The organism is Pseudoalteromonas sp. P1-8 (genome assembly GCF_001399985.1).
Taxonomy (GTDB): Bacteria; Pseudomonadota; Gammaproteobacteria; order Enterobacterales; family Alteromonadaceae; genus Pseudoalteromonas.
On the sequence record NZ_LJSO01000004.1, the window covers coordinates 169,434 to 188,488 of the forward strand.

14 protein-coding genes are annotated in these 19,055 nt (G+C 41.5%); 5 read left to right on the top strand and 9 right to left on the bottom strand.

Annotated features, from left to right (window positions below; genetic code table 11):
* Positions 1–407 precede the first annotated feature (407 nt).
* From AN213_RS07675 to AN213_RS07685, 3 genes are read left to right on the top strand one after another with little or no spacing between them, the layout of a single operon-like run.
* Positions 408–809, top strand: a complete 402-nt coding sequence (locus AN213_RS07675; protein ID WP_055020985.1) for a DUF3019 domain-containing protein — start codon at positions 408–410, stop codon at positions 807–809.
* A complete protein-coding gene (locus AN213_RS07680; protein WP_054560845.1) occupies positions 809–1,498 on the top strand; it encodes a response regulator transcription factor in 690 nt (229 codons plus the stop codon). The genes AN213_RS07675 and AN213_RS07680 overlap by 1 nt, the downstream gene beginning before the upstream one ends.
* On the top strand, positions 1,495–2,685 hold the full coding sequence (locus AN213_RS07685; protein WP_054560846.1) for an ATP-binding protein: 1,191 nt from the start codon (positions 1,495–1,497) through the stop codon (positions 2,683–2,685). Before AN213_RS07680 ends, AN213_RS07685 begins: the two co-directional genes overlap by 4 nt.
* Here the strand turns inward: AN213_RS07685 and AN213_RS07690 are convergent.
* Positions 2,669–3,511, bottom strand: a complete 843-nt coding sequence (locus AN213_RS07690; RefSeq protein WP_054560847.1) for a MipA/OmpV family protein — start codon at positions 3,509–3,511, stop codon at positions 2,669–2,671. The genes AN213_RS07685 and AN213_RS07690 overlap by 17 nt on opposite strands.
* Positions 3,512–3,844: 333 nt before the next feature.
* The gene (locus AN213_RS20480) at positions 3,845–9,166 is read right to left on the bottom strand and encodes a S8 family serine peptidase (protein WP_055198167.1); all 5,322 of its coding nucleotides are present in this window, start codon (positions 9,164–9,166) and stop codon (positions 3,845–3,847) included.
* A 183-nt stretch (positions 9,167–9,349) separates the two neighbouring features.
* On the opposite strand from AN213_RS20480, the gene AN213_RS07700 reads away from it, so the two are divergent.
* Positions 9,350–9,607: a hypothetical protein gene (locus tag AN213_RS07700; RefSeq protein WP_054560849.1), complete on the top strand. Its 258-nt coding sequence runs from the start codon at positions 9,350–9,352 to the stop codon at positions 9,605–9,607.
* Here AN213_RS07700 and AN213_RS07705 read toward each other — a convergent pair.
* From AN213_RS07705 to proB, 5 genes are all read right to left on the bottom strand, one after another.
* Positions 9,604–11,130 (bottom strand): arylsulfatase, encoded by a 1,527-nt coding sequence (locus AN213_RS07705; protein ID WP_054560850.1) that lies wholly within the window; start codon positions 11,128–11,130, stop codon positions 9,604–9,606. The genes AN213_RS07700 and AN213_RS07705 overlap by 4 nt on opposite strands.
* A gap of 223 nt (positions 11,131–11,353) precedes the next feature.
* Positions 11,354–12,838 (bottom strand): glutamate--tRNA ligase, encoded by a 1,485-nt coding sequence (gltX, locus tag AN213_RS07710; protein WP_054560851.1) that lies wholly within the window; start codon positions 12,836–12,838, stop codon positions 11,354–11,356.
* An 80-nt stretch (positions 12,839–12,918) separates the two neighbouring features.
* A complete protein-coding gene (locus tag AN213_RS07715) occupies positions 12,919–13,278 on the bottom strand; it encodes a glutathione S-transferase N-terminal domain-containing protein (RefSeq protein WP_054560852.1) in 360 nt (119 codons plus the stop codon).
* A gap of 66 nt (positions 13,279–13,344) precedes the next feature.
* A complete protein-coding gene (locus AN213_RS07720) occupies positions 13,345–14,316 on the bottom strand; it encodes a GGDEF domain-containing protein (RefSeq protein ID WP_055198169.1) in 972 nt (323 codons plus the stop codon).
* Between the two features lie 64 nt (positions 14,317–14,380).
* Complete coding sequence (proB, locus tag AN213_RS07725; protein ID WP_054560854.1) at positions 14,381–15,484, bottom strand: glutamate 5-kinase; 1,104 nt, start codon at positions 15,482–15,484, stop codon at positions 14,381–14,383.
* A gap of 122 nt (positions 15,485–15,606) precedes the next feature.
* Here proB and AN213_RS07730 point away from each other — a divergent pair, with 122 nt between their 5' ends.
* Entirely contained in the window at positions 15,607–16,554 is a 948-nt protein-coding gene (locus tag AN213_RS07730; RefSeq protein ID WP_055198171.1) for a DMT family transporter, read from the top strand.
* On the opposite strand, the gene AN213_RS07735 is transcribed toward AN213_RS07730, so the two are convergent.
* A complete protein-coding gene (locus tag AN213_RS07735; RefSeq protein ID WP_082422949.1) occupies positions 16,461–17,048 on the bottom strand; it encodes a class GN sortase in 588 nt (195 codons plus the stop codon). The two genes, AN213_RS07730 and AN213_RS07735, sit on opposite strands and share 94 nt — an antisense overlap.
* Complete coding sequence (locus AN213_RS07740; protein ID WP_055198173.1) at positions 17,036–19,036, bottom strand: marine proteobacterial sortase target protein; 2,001 nt, start codon at positions 19,034–19,036, stop codon at positions 17,036–17,038. Before AN213_RS07740 ends, AN213_RS07735 begins: the two co-directional genes overlap by 13 nt.
* Between the last annotated feature and the right edge of the window lie 19 nt (positions 19,037–19,055).

Genomic DNA, 19,055 nt, shown 5'->3' on the forward strand with positions numbered 1-19,055 from the left:
GATAGGCTAAATTTAAATTGTATCAATTTGTACGAAACAATTAACAAATAACGCAGAATAGTAAAGACTAAGGCCCAACTAAATTTAGTGAAAAACTATTAGCTAAAACTAAATATAAATTCAGTTTCCCTTTTAAAACAACAAGCTAACTTTAGAATATAAAGAAAATACGCCAATAGGTTGAAATTACTGGCTTTGCATAGCACCTATTTGTAGCTATAACGATAAATGAGGTATGATAGACACGCTTTTTTATCGTGTAATCGCCACTCATAGGCTGCATAAATAATAATTATAATAAACGGCAAAAAAATGAGTACTCAAAGTGAGTTGGGCAGGTTACATCAGCTTTCGATGGTTATTGTTACTTTGAAGAAAAGACTTCTAAAAAACAGAGACTTGGTTAAATGATAAACCGATTTAGTTGGCTATTACTGTTTTTTTGTCTTTGTTTTTCGTCGCTTTGTTTAAGCGATGACAGTCCCGAGCAACCTTTTTTTAAAGTCTCACCCACCGTGTGTGTGACAGATGCAAAACAAAAAGCCTGTGAGTTTAATATACAGATTCATTTTCGTGTTGCTCCCTTTAAAGAACTTTGTTTAGAAATAACTCAGCGTCCTCAATATACGCAGTGTTACAAACAAGGTGGTTTAATTATCGAGAAATTAACGGTTAAGACTGAGCATCCGCTTACAGTGAAATTAATTAATCCATTGAGCAATCAAGTTGTTAAGCAACAACTACTGTCAATAGCAAGCTATGAAGCTAAAGATTACCGAATAAAACGGCGCTTTGGCTGGAGTTTATAATGCAGCATATTTTTTTAATTGAAGATGATGTGAAATTAGCAAGCTTAATACAAACGTTTTTGTTAAAGCATGGCTATACCATAGATGTATTCAATACTGCTGAGGCGTACCGTAGCAGTGAAATCACCTTTATGCCTTCACTGATCATCTGTGATGTGATGCTACCGGATGGCAATGGCTTTGAGTTAATTTCTCAATTGAAAGAAAAGTACAGTTGCCCTGTTATTTTTCTAACGGCACTGGATTCTGTGCAATCACAAATTAAGGGCTTAAACCTAGGTGCTTACGACTACCTTGTAAAACCCATTAAGCCTGAATTGTTACTCGCCAAAGTTAAAACGATTATCGCCCACACTGTTGGCCAAGATAACTTTTCACACCAAATTGATATTTTGCGTATCGATAGTAAAAAACGCGATATCTATTTTCATAACACAGCATTGAACCTCAATGAAAGTGAATTTGAGATCATTGCCTACCTTGCGAAAAACACCCCTGAACCGGTTTCTCGCGAGGTATTATTCAAGCATGTTATTGGCCGTGAGTATGACGGACTTGACCGAGCTATTGATTTAAAAATTAGCCGTTTACGTAAAAAGCTAAAAGAAACCATTAGCGAGCAAAAAGAAACGCTAGATATCAAGTCTGTACGAGGTAAAGGATACAGCTTGGATATTTCAAAAATATGAAGCAGCAATTTTTTAAGCTTTACTTAATTATCACAGTAAGCTTAATTGCCTTAGTTTTAGCTTTTGGCCAGCTTTATAATCAGTTTTTTTCTGAGCACATACCGAGTGTGCAAATAAGTGTTGCTGAACTTGCTCAAATAGCTGAGCAAAAAGAATCTAGGATCAGCTCCTTTAACCAAAACGAGCTTGTTTTACCTGATTCATTACAAGCCAAATTCGATAAAGATGGCATTATCAGCGTCACCGAAAACAATCAGCAGTATATATACCTCAAAGGCAATAACGGTAGCATCCAAAAAGTTGGCCCCATTTCTTTGATTTCGCAAGCCAAAACTGACTGGCTTGCATTTTTTGCCTTTTACTTTTTACTTGGTGCGATGATCTTATTATTCATTCGCCCAGTATTTCGTGACTTGAGCTTATTACAACGCGCAGCTCATCGTTTTAGTAAGAAACCGCAACGTATAGAGCTTGATATAAAACCAAATTCATCTATTGCGCCATTAGCCAGCACCTTCACCCATATGTCTGAGCGCATCAATAAGTTTGTTCAGCTACATAATGACTTATCGCGTATTATTTCTCATGAAATTCGCACTCCCCTTACCCGTATGCGATTTGCTTTGTCGATTGCCGATTTGGAATCTCAAGAAGGTAGCCAAATTGAGCGTGATATTGATGAGATTGAATTACGTCTAGAGCAATACTTATCGTTCGCTCGCTTAGAGCACCAGCAAAGTGTATTTAATCAGGAGAAAGTTAACTTAGCTAAACTGATCAACACAGAAATTGCTAAATTCGATTTATACAAAGAGCTCGAATTCATACCAGCCCTTGAAATAGACACAGCCTATTGCGAAGCAAGCTTTATGGCAATCGCGGTACAAAACTTACTGATCAACGCCACAAAATACGCAAAACACACAATCCATATAAGTAGCACAGAACAAGCGGGCTATTACAGTATAAGCATTACAGACGATGGACCTGGCTTACCAATTAATGCGGATGCGTTAATTGAGCCTTTTAAACAAGGTGAAGGAGATAAACTAGCGAGTGGGTATGGATTAGGACTTTATATCGTGCATCGTATTGCCAGTTGGCATGGCGGTAAAATTAGCTTGGCTAACAGTTCGCAAACAGGCGGTGCAGAGATCACCATTCGTTGGCCTAAAAGTGATAAGTAATGCCCGTAAAACCTGAGAAATAACCGTTTTTATTGATCATATGTGAGTTAGCTAAGTTGCTATCAAGCCAAGTATGTTTAAGTTTGAAATCAAGACTGAAACTGTCGCTGATCGGATATTCATAACTTACTTTGAAGTAGTAGTTAGTGGCACTTTCTAAATTGTAGCTTAGTAAACGCGTTTTGCTTTCCGATGGGTTAACCGTGTAGTAATAATCGATCAGTTCTTCATTTTTGTAATTAATGCCCGCTTCAAGACCTGCAGTACCAGAAAACAACTCAAATACATGATAGCCGTTGAACAATATTTCATAACCATTATGAACATTGGTTACATCGTGCACATACGCAGCACTTAACCAGATATTATCATACACGTTTACTGCCGATGATAACCCTGCCATGTAAGAAAGGTCGCGTTCTATAGGTGTTAAATTAATTGGTGATGCAGTGGGTAATGTCGGTCGTCCTGAACTCGAACGAACAACACCTGTGGCATAGAGTTTATCTACCCCATCCAGCTCAAAGAAAAAACCATCATCATTAAAGCGCCCCAGTAAATCAACGTAGAAGTTCTCTGTTTCATATAGGCTGTAGCCAACAGAGAAATCATCGAAATACCAGTTATCACCATAATAAGCAAAACTTGGCAGAATTGGCGAAGTGACATCATCAGCATCAAGTACCGGGTTTTCAATGCCCCCGTACCCCACTGTGATGCTGGCATGTATTGTCGACTTTTTAATTAATTGTGGTTGTTTAACATCAGCCTGCGCAAACGCAGTTGATGCAGTTAAACAACATACTAAGCCAAACAATTTCTTCATTAACGCAATTCACCTTTATGTCATAAATAACAATCACTATGACAACTTAATACTACCAAAAAGTCTTTAGTCTTTACTTAATCGGGGACGATCATATCGCTTGCGCGCTTTATTGTATAATTTTTTTGACCAACAAAGCGGCGTAGACTGTTAATTTACGCCCTATCTTCAAACTAACACACTGAAAAAAATATAAAATAGCATGTACATTTTGCTACATAGGTTTTCAGTTGTTAGTTATTCTTTTTGGTTATTAAAATGTACGACTTATTTTTGCTAGACCAAAAAAAAGGGCCCGAAGGCCCTTTGTTACATAACATACTTAGGGAGTACTTAGCCTCGTTTTACGCGGCGACGAACACCTGCAAAACCAGCTAATAGAACAGTTAACCAAGCAAGTGAACCACTTGATGATTTCGCTTTTTCTTCAGGAACAACGGTTGTCTCTTGTGCCGTTACCGTCACTGCTACACCTAGTTCCATCGGTTCAACACCATCACTTACCGTTACAGTAAACTGATGCTCACCAGCTGTTAAACCTGATACTTCAGTGATTGCTGATGTTGGGCTTGCGATTGTACCTGGGCCTTCCCATGAGAAAGTTAACTCATCGTTATCTAAATCATGTGATGCTGATGCATCTAGGGTAATCATGCTGCCTTCAGTAACTTGCTGAGCACTTGCTTCAACAACCACTACCGGTGCATCGTTAACTGCTTCAACCGTTAACATAAAGGTCGTGCTTGCAGCATCTGAAGGGTATTCAATATCAGATACCATCACAGTTACTTCTGTCTCACCAGAGAAGTTCTCATTTGGTGTAATCGTTACTGTATCGCCATCAACTTCATAGGTTACGTCGTCAGAAATTACCGAGATTTCATTCTTCGAGTTCTTTTCATCAATGTGATGAACTTCAAAGCTAATCGGTGTTTCTTCTGTTGTTACCATGTCATCAAGGGCTACCACAGTGATGTTGCCTGGAATGGTTAGTGTTGCTGTTGAAGTCATGTCATTCAGACCCGAGATTGCTGCTTTAGCTGCAACTTCAAGTGTTTGACCTGCTGCAGACGGCGTAACTTCGGCCCAAGCAGTCACTTCAAATTGTGATGACTCTGGACCTACATAGTCCATACACACCACGTAACCATCGCTGATCACTTCATCTAGGTTGTTATAAGCGATTTGAATACCACGGTAGTTTTCAAGTGGACCATACTCGAACTGGGCACCACGGAAACCTTGCAGGCCGATACTACCTGCAGGACGCGTCGAACCGTAGTCTAGATTGTCGTATGCATAGTAAATTTCATGCTCATCTTTACCAAAGCGTGTATTTGCATTAAATAACACCTGGAAATCAAAAGAGTTATCACGTTTAGTGTATGTGTATTTACCTGTTGTACGGTCATATACTGGATTATCATAGTCTGATGCGTTATCCCACTCAACAATGCCCCAACCAGTTGTTGTACTTGCAAGTGAAATACCTTCGCTAGACGATAAACCAACTGACATTACAGAGCGCAATAAGCCATTATCAGTGAACTCCCAACCACGCCATAATGGGCCCATATTCTCATATGGGAATGAGTTATAAGGGAACGGGTTATGAACAGGGAAGAAATATCGGCTACCATTTGTGTTAACTGTACCCATACCACGAATTTGGATTATCGAGTTTTGGATATTGGTATTTTCAGCATTGTTATAAAGGCTGAATGTATCATATGCGCCGTTATAAAAACTTGCGATTGGTAACGAGTAACCATTTCGTGAGTTGTAATAATTATTCTCTTCAAAACCAGATAAAACAGGTGTAATACCAAACTCTGCTAAGTCAACATAGCCTCCCGGGTTTGAGTTACCAAAATCAGGCGTACGACACATTTCATCGGTAATGTTATCTGTGACGATATAATCAGGTTCAACATCGCGAGTATCCGCTTGCGTACCAGTTACAATCACCTTACCGTCAGCAATTTCAACATTGATTTCTGATGCTGTTGAGACCGCCACGTTTTCTGCTTTAATATCAAGACCCGCAGGGATATCAAGCTCTAGTGAGAACTCTCGATCTACACCTGAATTATTTGCTAACACTTCAAATGTGTAAGGCACCATATCACCCACTTTCGCACCAGTATATGGTGCATCAAGATGAGCAACGTCATTACCACGGTTGAGCTTAAATGGAATAGAACCTAGGTTACCATGGTTCACAGCCGATGTACCTACATCTAATAGTGAGTAGTACACACTGTCAGCATCAATGTCCATATCCCAGTCAACAGTCATTTCAACAGTATTTTGACCATCACTTCCTGGAAGGCTTGCAGTCATACCAGAGGCTACTTGGTCTGACACAACCGCTGTTGCAAGTTCAAATGTTTCTTCAACGGCACCCACTGACGCTTTATTCGGGCTATAAGCAACAACCCAATACTCACCTTCTTCTGGGTTATTGATATTACAGAAGTTTTTATAAATCTTATGATTAGATACACATAATATTTCATCTTGTGGCTGAACAATTCCATCACCGTTGTAGTCTTTACCTATATAAATAATAGGGTTAACTACGTTCAAGGTGCCTTCTAGCTCAGATTCAACATCAACAGTTTCTGCGATAAAACGTTTTGAGTTAGCTGGTACTGTCACAAACTTAGTAAATGTTGCTTCATCTAAAATATCAGCTGCATCAACATCACCTGTGCGATTCATCGTCCAAGGGAAAGTACGCTCATCATCTTTTGGTAAAGTCACCGTTGTGATATCTGCTTTTACTGGCTCATATGCACGGGCCACTGGCGCTTCAACACTTGGTAATACAATACCTTTAGCTACATAAGTACCTACGTTTGAGTGAGCTGTTGTCTCTAAAGATGATGGTAAGTTACCACGATCATATTTAAACGCCACAGGCCAATGTGCATCAGGGATATTTTCTTCTTCAGCCTGGAAAACAAGGTTAGTATGAAGCTCAACTTCAGAGTTACTGAACCAATCTTGGGTATCCATGATCGATGCTTTAACAATGATTGTTTGTGTTTCACCTTTTTTCAGCGTGAAAGTTTTCGGGAAGATATCGATATTCACACCGTTTTGCGCTGTTTGTGAGTTAACATCAAACGCCCAGTTTTCTACATCTTCATGACTTACAGTCCAAGTACCATCTTCTGTTGCTTTAATTGTACGAACCCACTGACATTCAGGCGCACAAGAGAAATTAACTAGATTTGGTAAGTTAAGTTTATGTGGTGTACCACCATTATATGGATCAGCAGCTAAGAAGTTATCTGCCGTTTCATCCATGACAAAACCAGCTTTAGCAGCCAATCCAACATTGATGCGACCTGCGCCCGAACGATAGGTTTTCGCATCAGCAACAACATCACTTGCACTATTCAAGCGATGATACTTAACAACGTTTTCAGCAGTCATCGATAATGCAGATTGGATTTCAGCCGCAGTCCACTCAGGGTGAATTTGACGTAACAACGCCATTGAGCCTGCAACATGTGGTGATGCCATCGATGTGCCGCTAATTGCAGCGTAATCTTGGCCATGTGGCGTTACAAATGGATGTTCATCAGAGTAAGCCGCGTAAATATCAACACCAGGAGCAGCGAGCGTAGGAGCAAGTACTTCAACATTAGAATAAGACGGGCCTCGTGATGAGAATGTTGCCAACCAGTCAGCATCTTCTGCATCAACACGACGCTCAATCACTGTTGGTTTGATGGTGATCATATGACCAAGTTCTGAGTAACTATCTACCCAATCTTCTAAGCCATCTTCTGGATAAACACCATTCCATTGGTCATAAGTAAAGTGAACACCTGGTAATGAATAACCTTCAGCCACAGTGCCTTGATCGCGGTCACGGTTAAACATGATGAAACCATCCGCACCACCGGCTTTTACATGATCAACTTTTGCAGTACGCGCATTGGCTGCTGAATCATTTGGATCGTGACGTTGACAGATAACAATAACATCAGTGCTACCATCAGCCGCGCCCGCGATTTCAGTACCATCTTTGTAGAAATTGAAGGTGTTTTCTGGATAATCTGCCGTACAGTAACCGTTGTAGTCTTTAAAACCATTTACGTCTTCGTAATCTTTAGCCCAAACAACAACACCGGTAATTTCTTCGCTATTAATTGAACCACCAACAAGGCCTGTTTCTGACCAGCTAGGTACTTCTGAACCCAAAGTATCGTCTGCAAAACCAGCAAACTCGACCGCAGTTTCAACAGCGACAGTACGACCATGTGTTGTTGCTGCAACTTGTGCAAGCCAAGGTGATGAATTATCTAAGTAACCAAAACACTCAGCCGCGCCACATGCTTGACCACTGTTACCTGCTGCCGCGGCAACGTTAATGCCCGCTTCACGCGCTGCTAAGAATGCAAGTTGTACTGGATCGGCCCACACATTAGAATCAGCACCACCAATTGAGAAGTTGATTACATCAACACCATCAGAAATTGCATCTTCAATACCCGCTACAAGTGCTTCGCCAGGACAGCCTGCGTATTCGTCACTTGATGGATAACATACTTGATAAGCAATGATATTTGCGTGCGGTGCAACACCTGATATTTCAGGGAATAAACCTTCTTTTAAGATATTACCATCGGTGTTTTCACCAAAGCTCGGAAGCATAAACGGTACATCTTTGACCACGTTACCAGCTGCTGTTGAAGCTACGTGTGAGCCGTGACCTTGGTAATCTTCACCAATTGCTGGCCAGCCTGGGATCATGGCATCAAATGCATCAGTGATCACATCATAAGAACGCACACCGATTAATTTATTATTACATTGAATTTCTTCAGGTTCTTCAACACAGTCACCTACATAAACACCTGGACCAAACGGGTTTTCATGCTCGTAACCATCCCCACCTACAGCTGCAAATGAAGGGTGATCTGAGTTAATACCGGTATCGATGATACCAACGATTTGGCCTTCACCTTTACCCTTGATGCCACTAGGAACGCTTGAGCCATCCCAAATTTGATCAGCGCCGATATGCTTAGGACCTTCATCAGAAAGAAGATCATAGTTCTTCGAACGCATTACAGAAACGACTGCACCAAGCTCTGCAACGCGCATCGCTTCTTGCTCTGTCATTTTTACAGAGAAACCATTTAATGCTTTAGTGAATTGACGACGCATCTCTGTACGACCAGTCACCGCAGTCACGTTTTGCATTACAGTACGTTGTTTTGAAAGTAGTTTGTTTTGATAATCAGTTACAGCAGAGACCGCCGCTTGACCTTTCTCAAATACTTTTGAAACGCCTTGTGCTTGAAGTGATTGTGATAATGGTGAGGTTAAATCGCGTGCTTCAAGAGCAACAGAGTTATCACGTAAACGGATAATATAAATATGCTCACCATCAATGCCTTCTTCAGCAAATTTATTTGCTTTGCTATTTAGCTGAACATTTAGGCCATCGTTTTGTAGCATGTTGCTAGAGTCACCTTGGTTAAACTCTTTGCTAAACGCTTTTACTTCTTCAAATGTTATATTAGGTGCTTTTAATTGGTGTTTTACTTGATTGTTATCAACACCCACTGCATGAGCAGCACTGGCACTGTAGAGAGCTGCGGCAACAGCAATCGAGAGTGTTTTCACTTGCATAAAGTATCCCCTGGATAGTTAGTTGGAGTAATTATTCAAGCTTTGTGAACATCCATTTCACTGCTTGCGACTACAATATAACCACAAGAGGTTTTAAAAATGGCGTACATTCGTGTAGCGTTTTGTACACACTGTTAACATTTAAATTACCAGACAAGTATCAATATTAAGTTTATTTTTACAATGCCGATAAATAGAAAAAGGGGCAGCGCATATTATTTAGGTGAAGTTGAAGAGCTTAGTTGTCTTGGTGAGCGCTCAGCACAATCTGGTGGTTATAGCCCTACAGAGGCCAATAATATTGCTATTGAGCAGCTAAAACTTGAAGTAGTAAATCGAGGCGGCAATGGTTACTTAGTTGAGAGTTGTAAAGACTTTACCAGTGACTACCAAGACTGTGATGTTGCAACCTTGTGTTCTGGTAAAGCCTATCGTTTTTAGCGGTTTAACGCTTGCTGTGAAATCATTTCAGCAACACTACCCACTTGTACTGACATACTCTCTTGGCTAGGTGGAAAAGCCTTAAAAGTTTTTACAAACTCTGCAATTTGATTACCTGCTGGGCCTAAAATCCAACTACGGTTTTCTGCCCACTCATCATAACCCCTAGCATCAATGAATCGCTCAAATGGATCCATTTTTAGGTTAATAATGTAAGGTGAAGTAAGGGCTTGCTGTGTAGACCTAAACCAATGATTTTGTTCTGTAAAGATTAACTTCCAGTCACCGTAACGCATTCCATGAAAGGTAGTTTCGGTGAAATAATAGAACTCTTTACGCTTTGTTTTACCATTGTTTAGTAAAATATCACTTTGATCAAAACCATCTAAATGAACTTTATACTTTTGACCATTAATCTTGGTGCCTTTTAATAAATTAGCTTTTAAATCTTTATCGCCAACCCACGACATAATCGTTGGCATCCAATCTTCCATTGTCATGAACTCACCGGTGCTCACACCTTTAGGAACATGGCCCGGCCATTTAACAACCATAGGTACTCTGAAGCCACCTTCCCAGCCACCAACGCCTTTTTCACCATGAAATGGCTGGTTGCCACCATCTGGCCATGAGTTTGATGCGGCACCGTTATCGGTAGAAAACATCACTATTGTGTTATCAGCTACTTTAAGTTCATCAAGTAAGTTAAGTAATTCACCTACATCATCATCCATTTCGGCCATACCATCAGCATATAAACCAAAGCCAGTTTTGCCGTCATAAGCTTTATTAAGGTTAGTTTGGTAATGCATACGAGTTGTGTTGTGCCAAACGAAGAAAGGTTTATTTTGTTTTACTGCATCACGGATAAAGCGTTTTGACTCTACAAGTACTTCTTGGTCTAAATTGCGCTGACGCTCTTTCCCAAATGGACCAAGATCTTTAATCTCTTGCTTGCCATTTCCAAGCGCTTTTGAATGAATGACCCCACGCATTTTTAAACCAAACTTTTCTTGTGTTTTGGCATCTTGAGGATAGTCTTGTTGTTCTGGATATTCACCGGCATTGAGGTGATATAAAATTCCAAAAAATTCATCAAAGCCATGATTTGTAGGTAAGTGCTCATCACGATCACCTAAATGGTTTTTACCAAACTGGCCTGTGACATAACCCTTTGATTTGAGCATAGTTGCTAAGGTGGGATCTTTCTCTTGCAAGCCTTGCTTCGCGCCAGGAAGCCCTACCGTACTGAGACCAGTTCGCATTGGGTACTGACCTGTGATAAATGCAGCACGGCCAGCAGTACACGAGGCCTGTGCATAATGGTCCATAAATATCATGCCATCATTAGCAATTCTATCTATGTTTGGGGTACTGCCTCCCATCATGCCTCGATGATAGGCACTAATGTTCCACATACCAACATCATCACCCCAAATAACAAGTACATTGGGTTTATCAGCCGCGAAACTTGGCAAACTAAAGCCTAAAATGGCCAAACAGACCAATACGTATTTAAACATCACTTTCTCCTTGAAAACTAACTAAAGCATTCGCCTCAGCTTAAATAATCCCTCGCTTGCAGTTACCTCATACTGCTTCATTAAGATATATCTACAAGTGATAAATTGTGCATGTTTAATACTATTAGAGCAGTCCCTATTTACAAGTTAAATCTGCATTAACTTTGATTTAAATATAAAAAAACCGAGCAATAAGCTCGGTTTTTAAAACTAACAATTACGATTAAACTTGTGGATAATCGCGATATGCACGCTCAATTTTTTTCGCTTGCTTTTTAGACACACCAATATGTGCTAGTGCAACACGTAAACGAGCACGTGATAAGTCAGAACCTAAAATTTCCATCGCATCAAGTACTGAAGTTGAAGATGTCTTACCTGTGATAGCCACAAAGATTGGCTCAAGGAAGTCTTTAATCTTCAATTCATGGAAAGTCGCCACTTCTTTTGCGATAGCAAAAATCGCTGGTTTTTCCCAACTGCGTAAACCTTCTAATTGCCAGATGAAGAACTGTAATGCTTGACGGATAGCATCTTCATCAGCTTTACCTGCCGTTAATAGCGCAGGATCATAGCTTGGAATACCACCCACAAAGTGACCAGCAAGATCAACCATGTCAGAAAGCGTATTAATACGCGTTTTTGCTTCTGGTAATACTTTAGCGAATAGCTCAGTATTAAACTTCCAATCAACAAAACGTTGCATTAGTTCTGCATCAGATAAGTTTTCACGGATCCACATACCGTTTAACCAGCTAAGCTTATCGATGTCGAAAATAGGGCCACCAAGCGACACTCGTTTCATATCAAAGTGTTCAATCATCTCTGCTAACGTGAACTTTTCACGCTCATCAGGCATTGACCAACCCATGCGGCCTAAATAGTTTAATAGTGCCTCAGGTAGGTAACCCATTTCTTTATAGTAGTTGATTGAAGTTGGGTTTTTACGCTTCGATAACTTTGACTTATCAGGGTTACGAAGTAATGGTAAGTGACCTAGTACAGGTGCTTCCCAACCAAAATCTTCGTATAACTTTAATAGCTTAGGCGCTGAATTGATCCACTCTTCACCACGGAAAATGTGGCTAATTTGCATGTGGTGATCATCAACAACGTTGGCAAGGAAGTAAGTTGGGAAACCGTCAGCTTTAAGTAGCACTTGCATGTCTACATTTTCCCATGGGATCTCAATTTCGCCACGTAGGTAGTCGTTAAACTTGAACGTGCCTTCGCTTGGGATCTTCATACGGATTACGTAAGGCTTACCCGCTTCAAGGTTTGCTTTAATTTCATCTTCAGAAAGATTTAAACCACGACCATCGTATTTAGGGCGTAGGCCTTCGGCCATTTGCTCTTCACGCATTTGGTCTAGTTCTTCGCTCGTAGCAAAACAGTAAAAAGCTTTACCCTGTTCAACTAACTGATGCGCAAATTTCTTATATAAATCGCTACGCTCAGATTGACGGTATGGACCAAACTCACCGCCTACATCTGGACCGTGATCCCAGTTTAAGCCTAACCATTGTAAGCTATCCATAATAGCTTGCTCTGATTCTGGCGTACTACGAACTTGGTCTGTATCTTCAATACGTAACACAAACTCACCGCCTTGCTGCTTAGCAAAACAGTAGTTAAATAATGCGATGTATGCAGTACCTAGGTGCGGGTCGCCTGTCGGTGACGGAGCAACACGGGTGCGAATTGTCATGGTTATATCTCTCAAAAGACAATTAAAAATTTGCCCAAATGCTAGCACAGCACGGGCTATAATCGAAGTGAAAAGCCGCTTTATGCAGCGACTTTATCTAAATAAGCAATGATATCGTTTGATTCATACAACCAAGTTACTTGGCCGTTTTCTTCAATACGTAAACAAGGCACTTTCACTTTGCCGCCCTGCTCTAAAAGTTCTTGGCGAAATTGCTCGTTACCTTTAGCGTCACGGGTTTCAACTGATAGACCTTGGCGTTTAATAGCACGACGTACCTTCACGCAAAATGGACAGGCTTTAAATTGATAAAGCTTAAATTGTGACGTCACTGAGTCAAGCGCTGCTTGCTCTGCTGCCGGACGCTTTTTACTGCGTGGTGTGAATACAAAATCAAAAAACAAAATGATGCGGCCTAACAACCAACGAACAAACTTCATCTTACCTTCTCATGTGGCTCTAAAAATAGTGGGCAATTTTAACACAGCTAAGCGCGCTGCAACACCTTAAAACAGCTCTATTGAATCATCTTGAGGCTGGCTTTGTTGAATATCTAACTCGGAATAGGCAGTCACGCAATTACGACCACTGTTTTTAGAATGGTACAAGGCCTGATCGGCTTTTTGGACTAGGCTGGCAACCATTTCGAACTCGTAGATTGGCATAAAACCGCTACTCACTGTTAAGTTACCGACTTGAGGAAAAGGGTATTCTGCTACGCAGCCACGAAAGCGATTAAGGGCATTGCGTGCATCGAGCTCGTCACTTGCTTGAAATAACACAGCAAACTCTTCGCCGCCGTAGCGAAAAACATAATCTTCAAAGCGAAAGTTATTTTTTAATAGCTGCGCCACTAACAAGATCACTTCATCGCCAATAACGTGCCCATAGTTGTCATTTACGCTTTTGAAATGGTCAATATCGACCATCGCCAAATACCAATGACGTTGCTTTGAGTCATGGCTTTCATGGCCTACAGCGGCATCGGCTGCAATTTCAATCACCTTTTTATCAAAGGTTTGCCTGTTTAAAAGCTCAGTTAAAGGGTCAAGTTGCGACTTATAAAGTAACGACAGTTGATTCGCGTAGATATTTAGCATGTAGATGGCGAGCATGCTACAGCGCTCTGAAAGCTCTTTTTCAGACTCAATGACCAGTACACCAACCACATTGCCCATGTAATAAATGGGTACATAAGTAGAAATAAAGCCGTAGTTGCGACTGATGCGAATTTTATTGCGGCTGACTTTTTCGATGAGCTCATTGACTTCGTGTTCACTGAGCTCTTCGATAACAGAATCTTTATTTAGCAGCCTTGCAGGCAGGCCTGGTTTAAAAAACTTATTGATGTAAATAGCAAAACGAGAGAATTCATCTAATTCACTCACGGCATTAATAAGCGCCTGATCGAGCTCAGGCTCTTCTTCTTGTTGGGTGATTTCTACAACCCAGTCATGTCCGCAAGCATTAGCCGCCATCTAAAAAGTCCCCAAAACTGCTTATTACTTTAGTTTAGTTAACTTTATCAGAATTACTAAAAAACTATAACAAAATCATATCATCTCGGTGAATTACTTCACTGCTTGGTGCAAATGCAAGCAACTGGGTAATTTGCGACGAATGACAGCCTTTGATTTGATCTATTTCTTGGTGGTTAAAATTAACAAGGCCTTTGGCTATACATTGCCCTTGACACGTCACTACTTCAATCACATCACCGCGTTCAAATTGCCCTCGCACAGTTTTTACGCCTTTTGCCAGTAAGCTTGCGCCACGCTCTTTAAGTGCAAGGCTTGCGCCATCATCAATCACTAATTGCCCCGTGCTTTTAGGTCCTGCAAGTAACCATTTTTTGCGGCCATCTTTTGGTGCGGTGAGTTTTAAAAAGCGTGTACCAGGAAGCTTGTCAGCCATACAATTTAGTATCACATTTTTGCCTGCGCCTTTGGCAATAATGACCTCAACACCAGCGCGACGTGCAATATCGGCTGCTTGCAGTTTGGTTGCCATACCACCGGTACCTAGGGTAGTGCCACTGCCACCAGCGAGCTCTCTTAGCTCATCATTAATATGCTCAACTTCGTTGATAAGTGTCGCATTGGCATCAGAGCGAGGATCGCCTGTAAATAGGCCTTCTTGGTCAGTTAACAGTAACAGCTTTTCTGCATTCGCTAATATCGCGACTAAAGCAGATAAGTTATCGTTATCACCTACTTTAATTTCGGCGGTTGCCACGGCGTCGTTTTCGTTAATAATTGGTACTACATTGTGCGCAAGTAGCGCATTTAAGGTATCGCGGGCATTTAAGTAACGTTCACGGTCTTCTACATCGGCCCGGGTCAGTAGCATTTGTCCAACATTCACACCATACAAAGCAAACAAACTCTGCCAAATATGAATAAGTTGCCCTTGACCGATTGCAGCAAGCATTTGTTTTTCAATCAAAGAACGACCACAGGGGGTAATGAGTTGCTCGCGACCTGCAGCAACCGCGCCGCTTGATACTAAAACAACCTGATAACCCTGCTTTTTTAACTCGCAACATTGGCGAACAAGTTCAACCATGTGCGCTTTATCTAATTTGTCGGTACCGCCTGTCAGCACGCTTGTGCCCAGCTTTACAACAACGACGTGTGGCCTTTGCATTTGATTCTTATATTCTGTAATTAAAATAGAGAATTTATATATACCAGCTAACGGTTTTTGAACAAGTTAAAAAAATTCATGCTAGGATCGCGCTCTCGTTTTTTTACTCAATAGCGACACCTATGCCAGCCAGTTTATGCTTAATTATTGCGACCTTTTTATGGGGTAGCTCTTACATTGCTTTAAAGCATGCAATCAATGTTTATGACCCTGTGTTAGTGATTTTTTTAAGAATGCTAACCACATTATTGATTAGCTTATGTTTATGGCGCTATATAATCCGCTTTGAGTTTAAACCAGGTGACTGGAAGTACTTAATTGGTATGTCGCTGGCTGAGCCTTGCTTTTATTATTTATTTGAAGGGCATGCCCTTGAATACACTTCGGCATCGCAAGCTGGGGTAATTGTTTCTTGTTTACCAATTATCGTCGCTATTTTGGCGTTCTTAATACTAAAAGAGTACATCAGTAAAGCCATCGTCGTTGGTTTTACCTTGTGTATTGGCGGCAGCATTTTATTAACGCTATTGTCACCAAGCACAGAGCAAGCCCCTAACCCGCTGCTTGGTAACTTTTTAGAGTTGATGGCGATGGTTTGCGCGGCGTTTTATACCGTGAGCGTAAAACACCTAGTAGCTCGTTACTCACCACTTACTTTAATTGCAATTCAAGGGTTTAGCGGTAGCTTATTCTTTGCGCCTTTTTTATTTTTCATCGAACTACCCAGCGAAAATCAGCATGATTTAAGTGCCCTACTGAGCATTTTATATTTAGGCTCATGTGTCACTTTAGGCGGCTATGGCATGTACAACTACGCCATTAGTAAGGTGTCGGTATTAACTGCTGCTGCTTATTCAAACCTCATTCCAATTTTTGCGTTAATTTTGTCAGCTATTTTACTTGGCGAAGTACTCACACTATGGCAATGGGTGAGTATTGCAGTGGTATTCGCCGGTGTTATTGTTAGTCAACGTCATCAAGAGCTGAAAGTTGACGTAGACGACGATAATTTATCAGCCGACACCAATAGCCTAAACTCTGTCCCTGAAGCTAACGAGTCAAAAGGGTAACAGGTTAATAAATAAAGGCCTGATTGTGCTAAAAAGCCCTGTTCGCTTTGATGAATAACATCAATGCTACGAACTTGATAGTGCTCAATCTGGCCACTTTGCAACTGCATACTGAACTGCTCACCCACTGCGACATGTTTTAGAAATGCAAAGTGGGTGTCGTTATGGCCAGCTATTAACACCCCTTTTGAGCTGCCAAGTTCACCGCTTGGCAAAAAATGCCCGGGGGCAAACGCAAGGTTTCGCCCCGACGCACCGGCAAGTACAGTCAATTCTTGCTGCTGGCTTGGCCAATTTATGTGTGCAGTGACATAACCATCGGCGTAAAACCAGGGCCTTACTTGCTGATTAGGACTTTGCAAAGCTTGCTGCCAAGCTGACTCAATTAGAGCCTGTGCCAGCCAAGCTTTCGCCTGTATATAGCCACCATTAACAAACAATGCGATGCCAAGTAAGGCGCTGCAAACTGGCAGCGCTTTTTTTAGCGTCGCCATTGCCATAACCATGAGAATGTAAGCAACAACAACCCAAGTAACATAAACACCCGGCTTTGTCCGTCGGTTTGCGGTAGCGTCATGCCATTAGGAAGCTTGTTTCGTACTTGCATTGAACGCTCTGCAATCTCATTCCCCGCGTAGTTATCAACTGCAATAAAGGCCGTAAAAGGGCTAAGTAAATGATGCTGAAGTGCTAATGCTTCGACTTCTGCGCGTACCGCCTGTTTTTCGTTATAAAGCAGCAATGACTTAATTTTTTGTCTGGCCCAGAGTCTAGCGATACCTTCGCCGTGTGCAGCATTGGCAGTTGCTAAATTAATCGTCATTGGCCCTGTGTTTGTCTGCCCCTTTAATGTTAAGTGCTGACTGCCATCAAGCTTCACGGCAACCAAAACCGGCTCTGAAAAATACAAGTCAGGTAATGGCGATGGCCAATACTCAAGGGCTGCTTTGTCACCTTCAAGAACAAGATCTGTAACAGCGGGATGCGCCAGCTTATCAAAAAGCAGCTGCATTTTTGGCTGTACTTGGCTGGTGCTACTTATAAAAGTGAATGTACCACGGCCAATATCAGCAGCTCTGGTCATAAAAAAGCTATTAGGCGCACTACCAATACCGACGGTAAAGAGTCGGCTGTCACCTAAATCTGTTTGAATTTGTTTAAATAGCTGCGTTTCGTTACCCACACTGCCATCGGTTAAAAACACCACTTGGCGTACAAAGCCATCATGCTGTTTACCATCAAGTACCTGAGTCAGTGCTTTTGCTATTTCGGTGCCGCCATCAGCTTGTAAGCCATAAATAAAGCGCTCTGCACGGCGAATGTTAAAGTCATTGGCAATCATTGGCGTGTCACTTAATACCGACACTTCGTTATCAAAACCTATGATGTTAAAACTGTCATTTTCATCCAATAACGAAAGGGCATAAAACAAGGCTTGTTTAGCCTGCTCCATTGATTGGCCATGCATTGAGCCAGAGGTATCAACAACAAACACCATTTCGCGAGGAAGACGAACTTGCGAGGTAAAGTGATCGCTTGGCGGTACTAACATCAGTAAACCATATTCTTGCCCTGCTACTGTTTCGGTAAAAAATGCAGCCTGTGAGTGGGCTTTATCAAGGGGTTTAAATGTCAGCTCAAAGTCTCTATCCATTGGAACATCACGATTAAGTGATAACTGGTACCGACCAAAACTTGGGTTATCGATTTGCATACCCGCTAAATTAGCGCTGATATCACTGAGTTCAAGGCCAATATCCATCGCAATTGCAAGGTTTAGGCTCGCATCAGACTCTTGGCTTTGTGCGCGATGAAAAACAGGTTTCAGCCACGCTGATGCCACTTGCGCTGTGTTAGCTGTTGCGTCGTTCTGTTGTTCTGTGTCTGTTGTTTCTAGATTCGCTTTTTGCTGTAGTTCTGCCGTTAAAGGTTCGTAGCGCGGCGTAATAGTGGTAGGAAAGCGCAGTGAAAACACACCATCTCGAAAACCGATTATCTCTTGGTATTGCAAGGTAATTTCAATCTCTTCCCCTGCTCCAAGGTTTGCCACATCAGTAGAGAAAATATTCGCACGTTGCTGACGAACTAAAGCGGCGCGTTTACCCTGTTTTTGAGCTTGCTCAAATTGCTGTTCAGCCTGCTGTTTAAGGGCAATGTTACCGGTGATAATGCGCTCACCAATTTGCATTTGCATGGCATGAACTGCACTTTCATCAGGTAACGGAAACACATAGCGTGCATTAACCGCAAACGGGTGCGGGTTTTGATAACGTTGTTTAACAACAACATGATTAATAAGCCCAGTGAGCGTCATAGTGACATCGTTTTTCACTAATAAGCCCGACGACACTTGGCTATTTGAATCATCATAAAAACGCAGTTCGGCACTGGCATTGGCTGCAAATGCAGGGTTAACTGCATAACCTAATAAGAGGATAAAAAGGCTCCCAAAAAGGAGCCTTTTGGTACGGTTACTCAACATAATATGTCACTCCATCGAC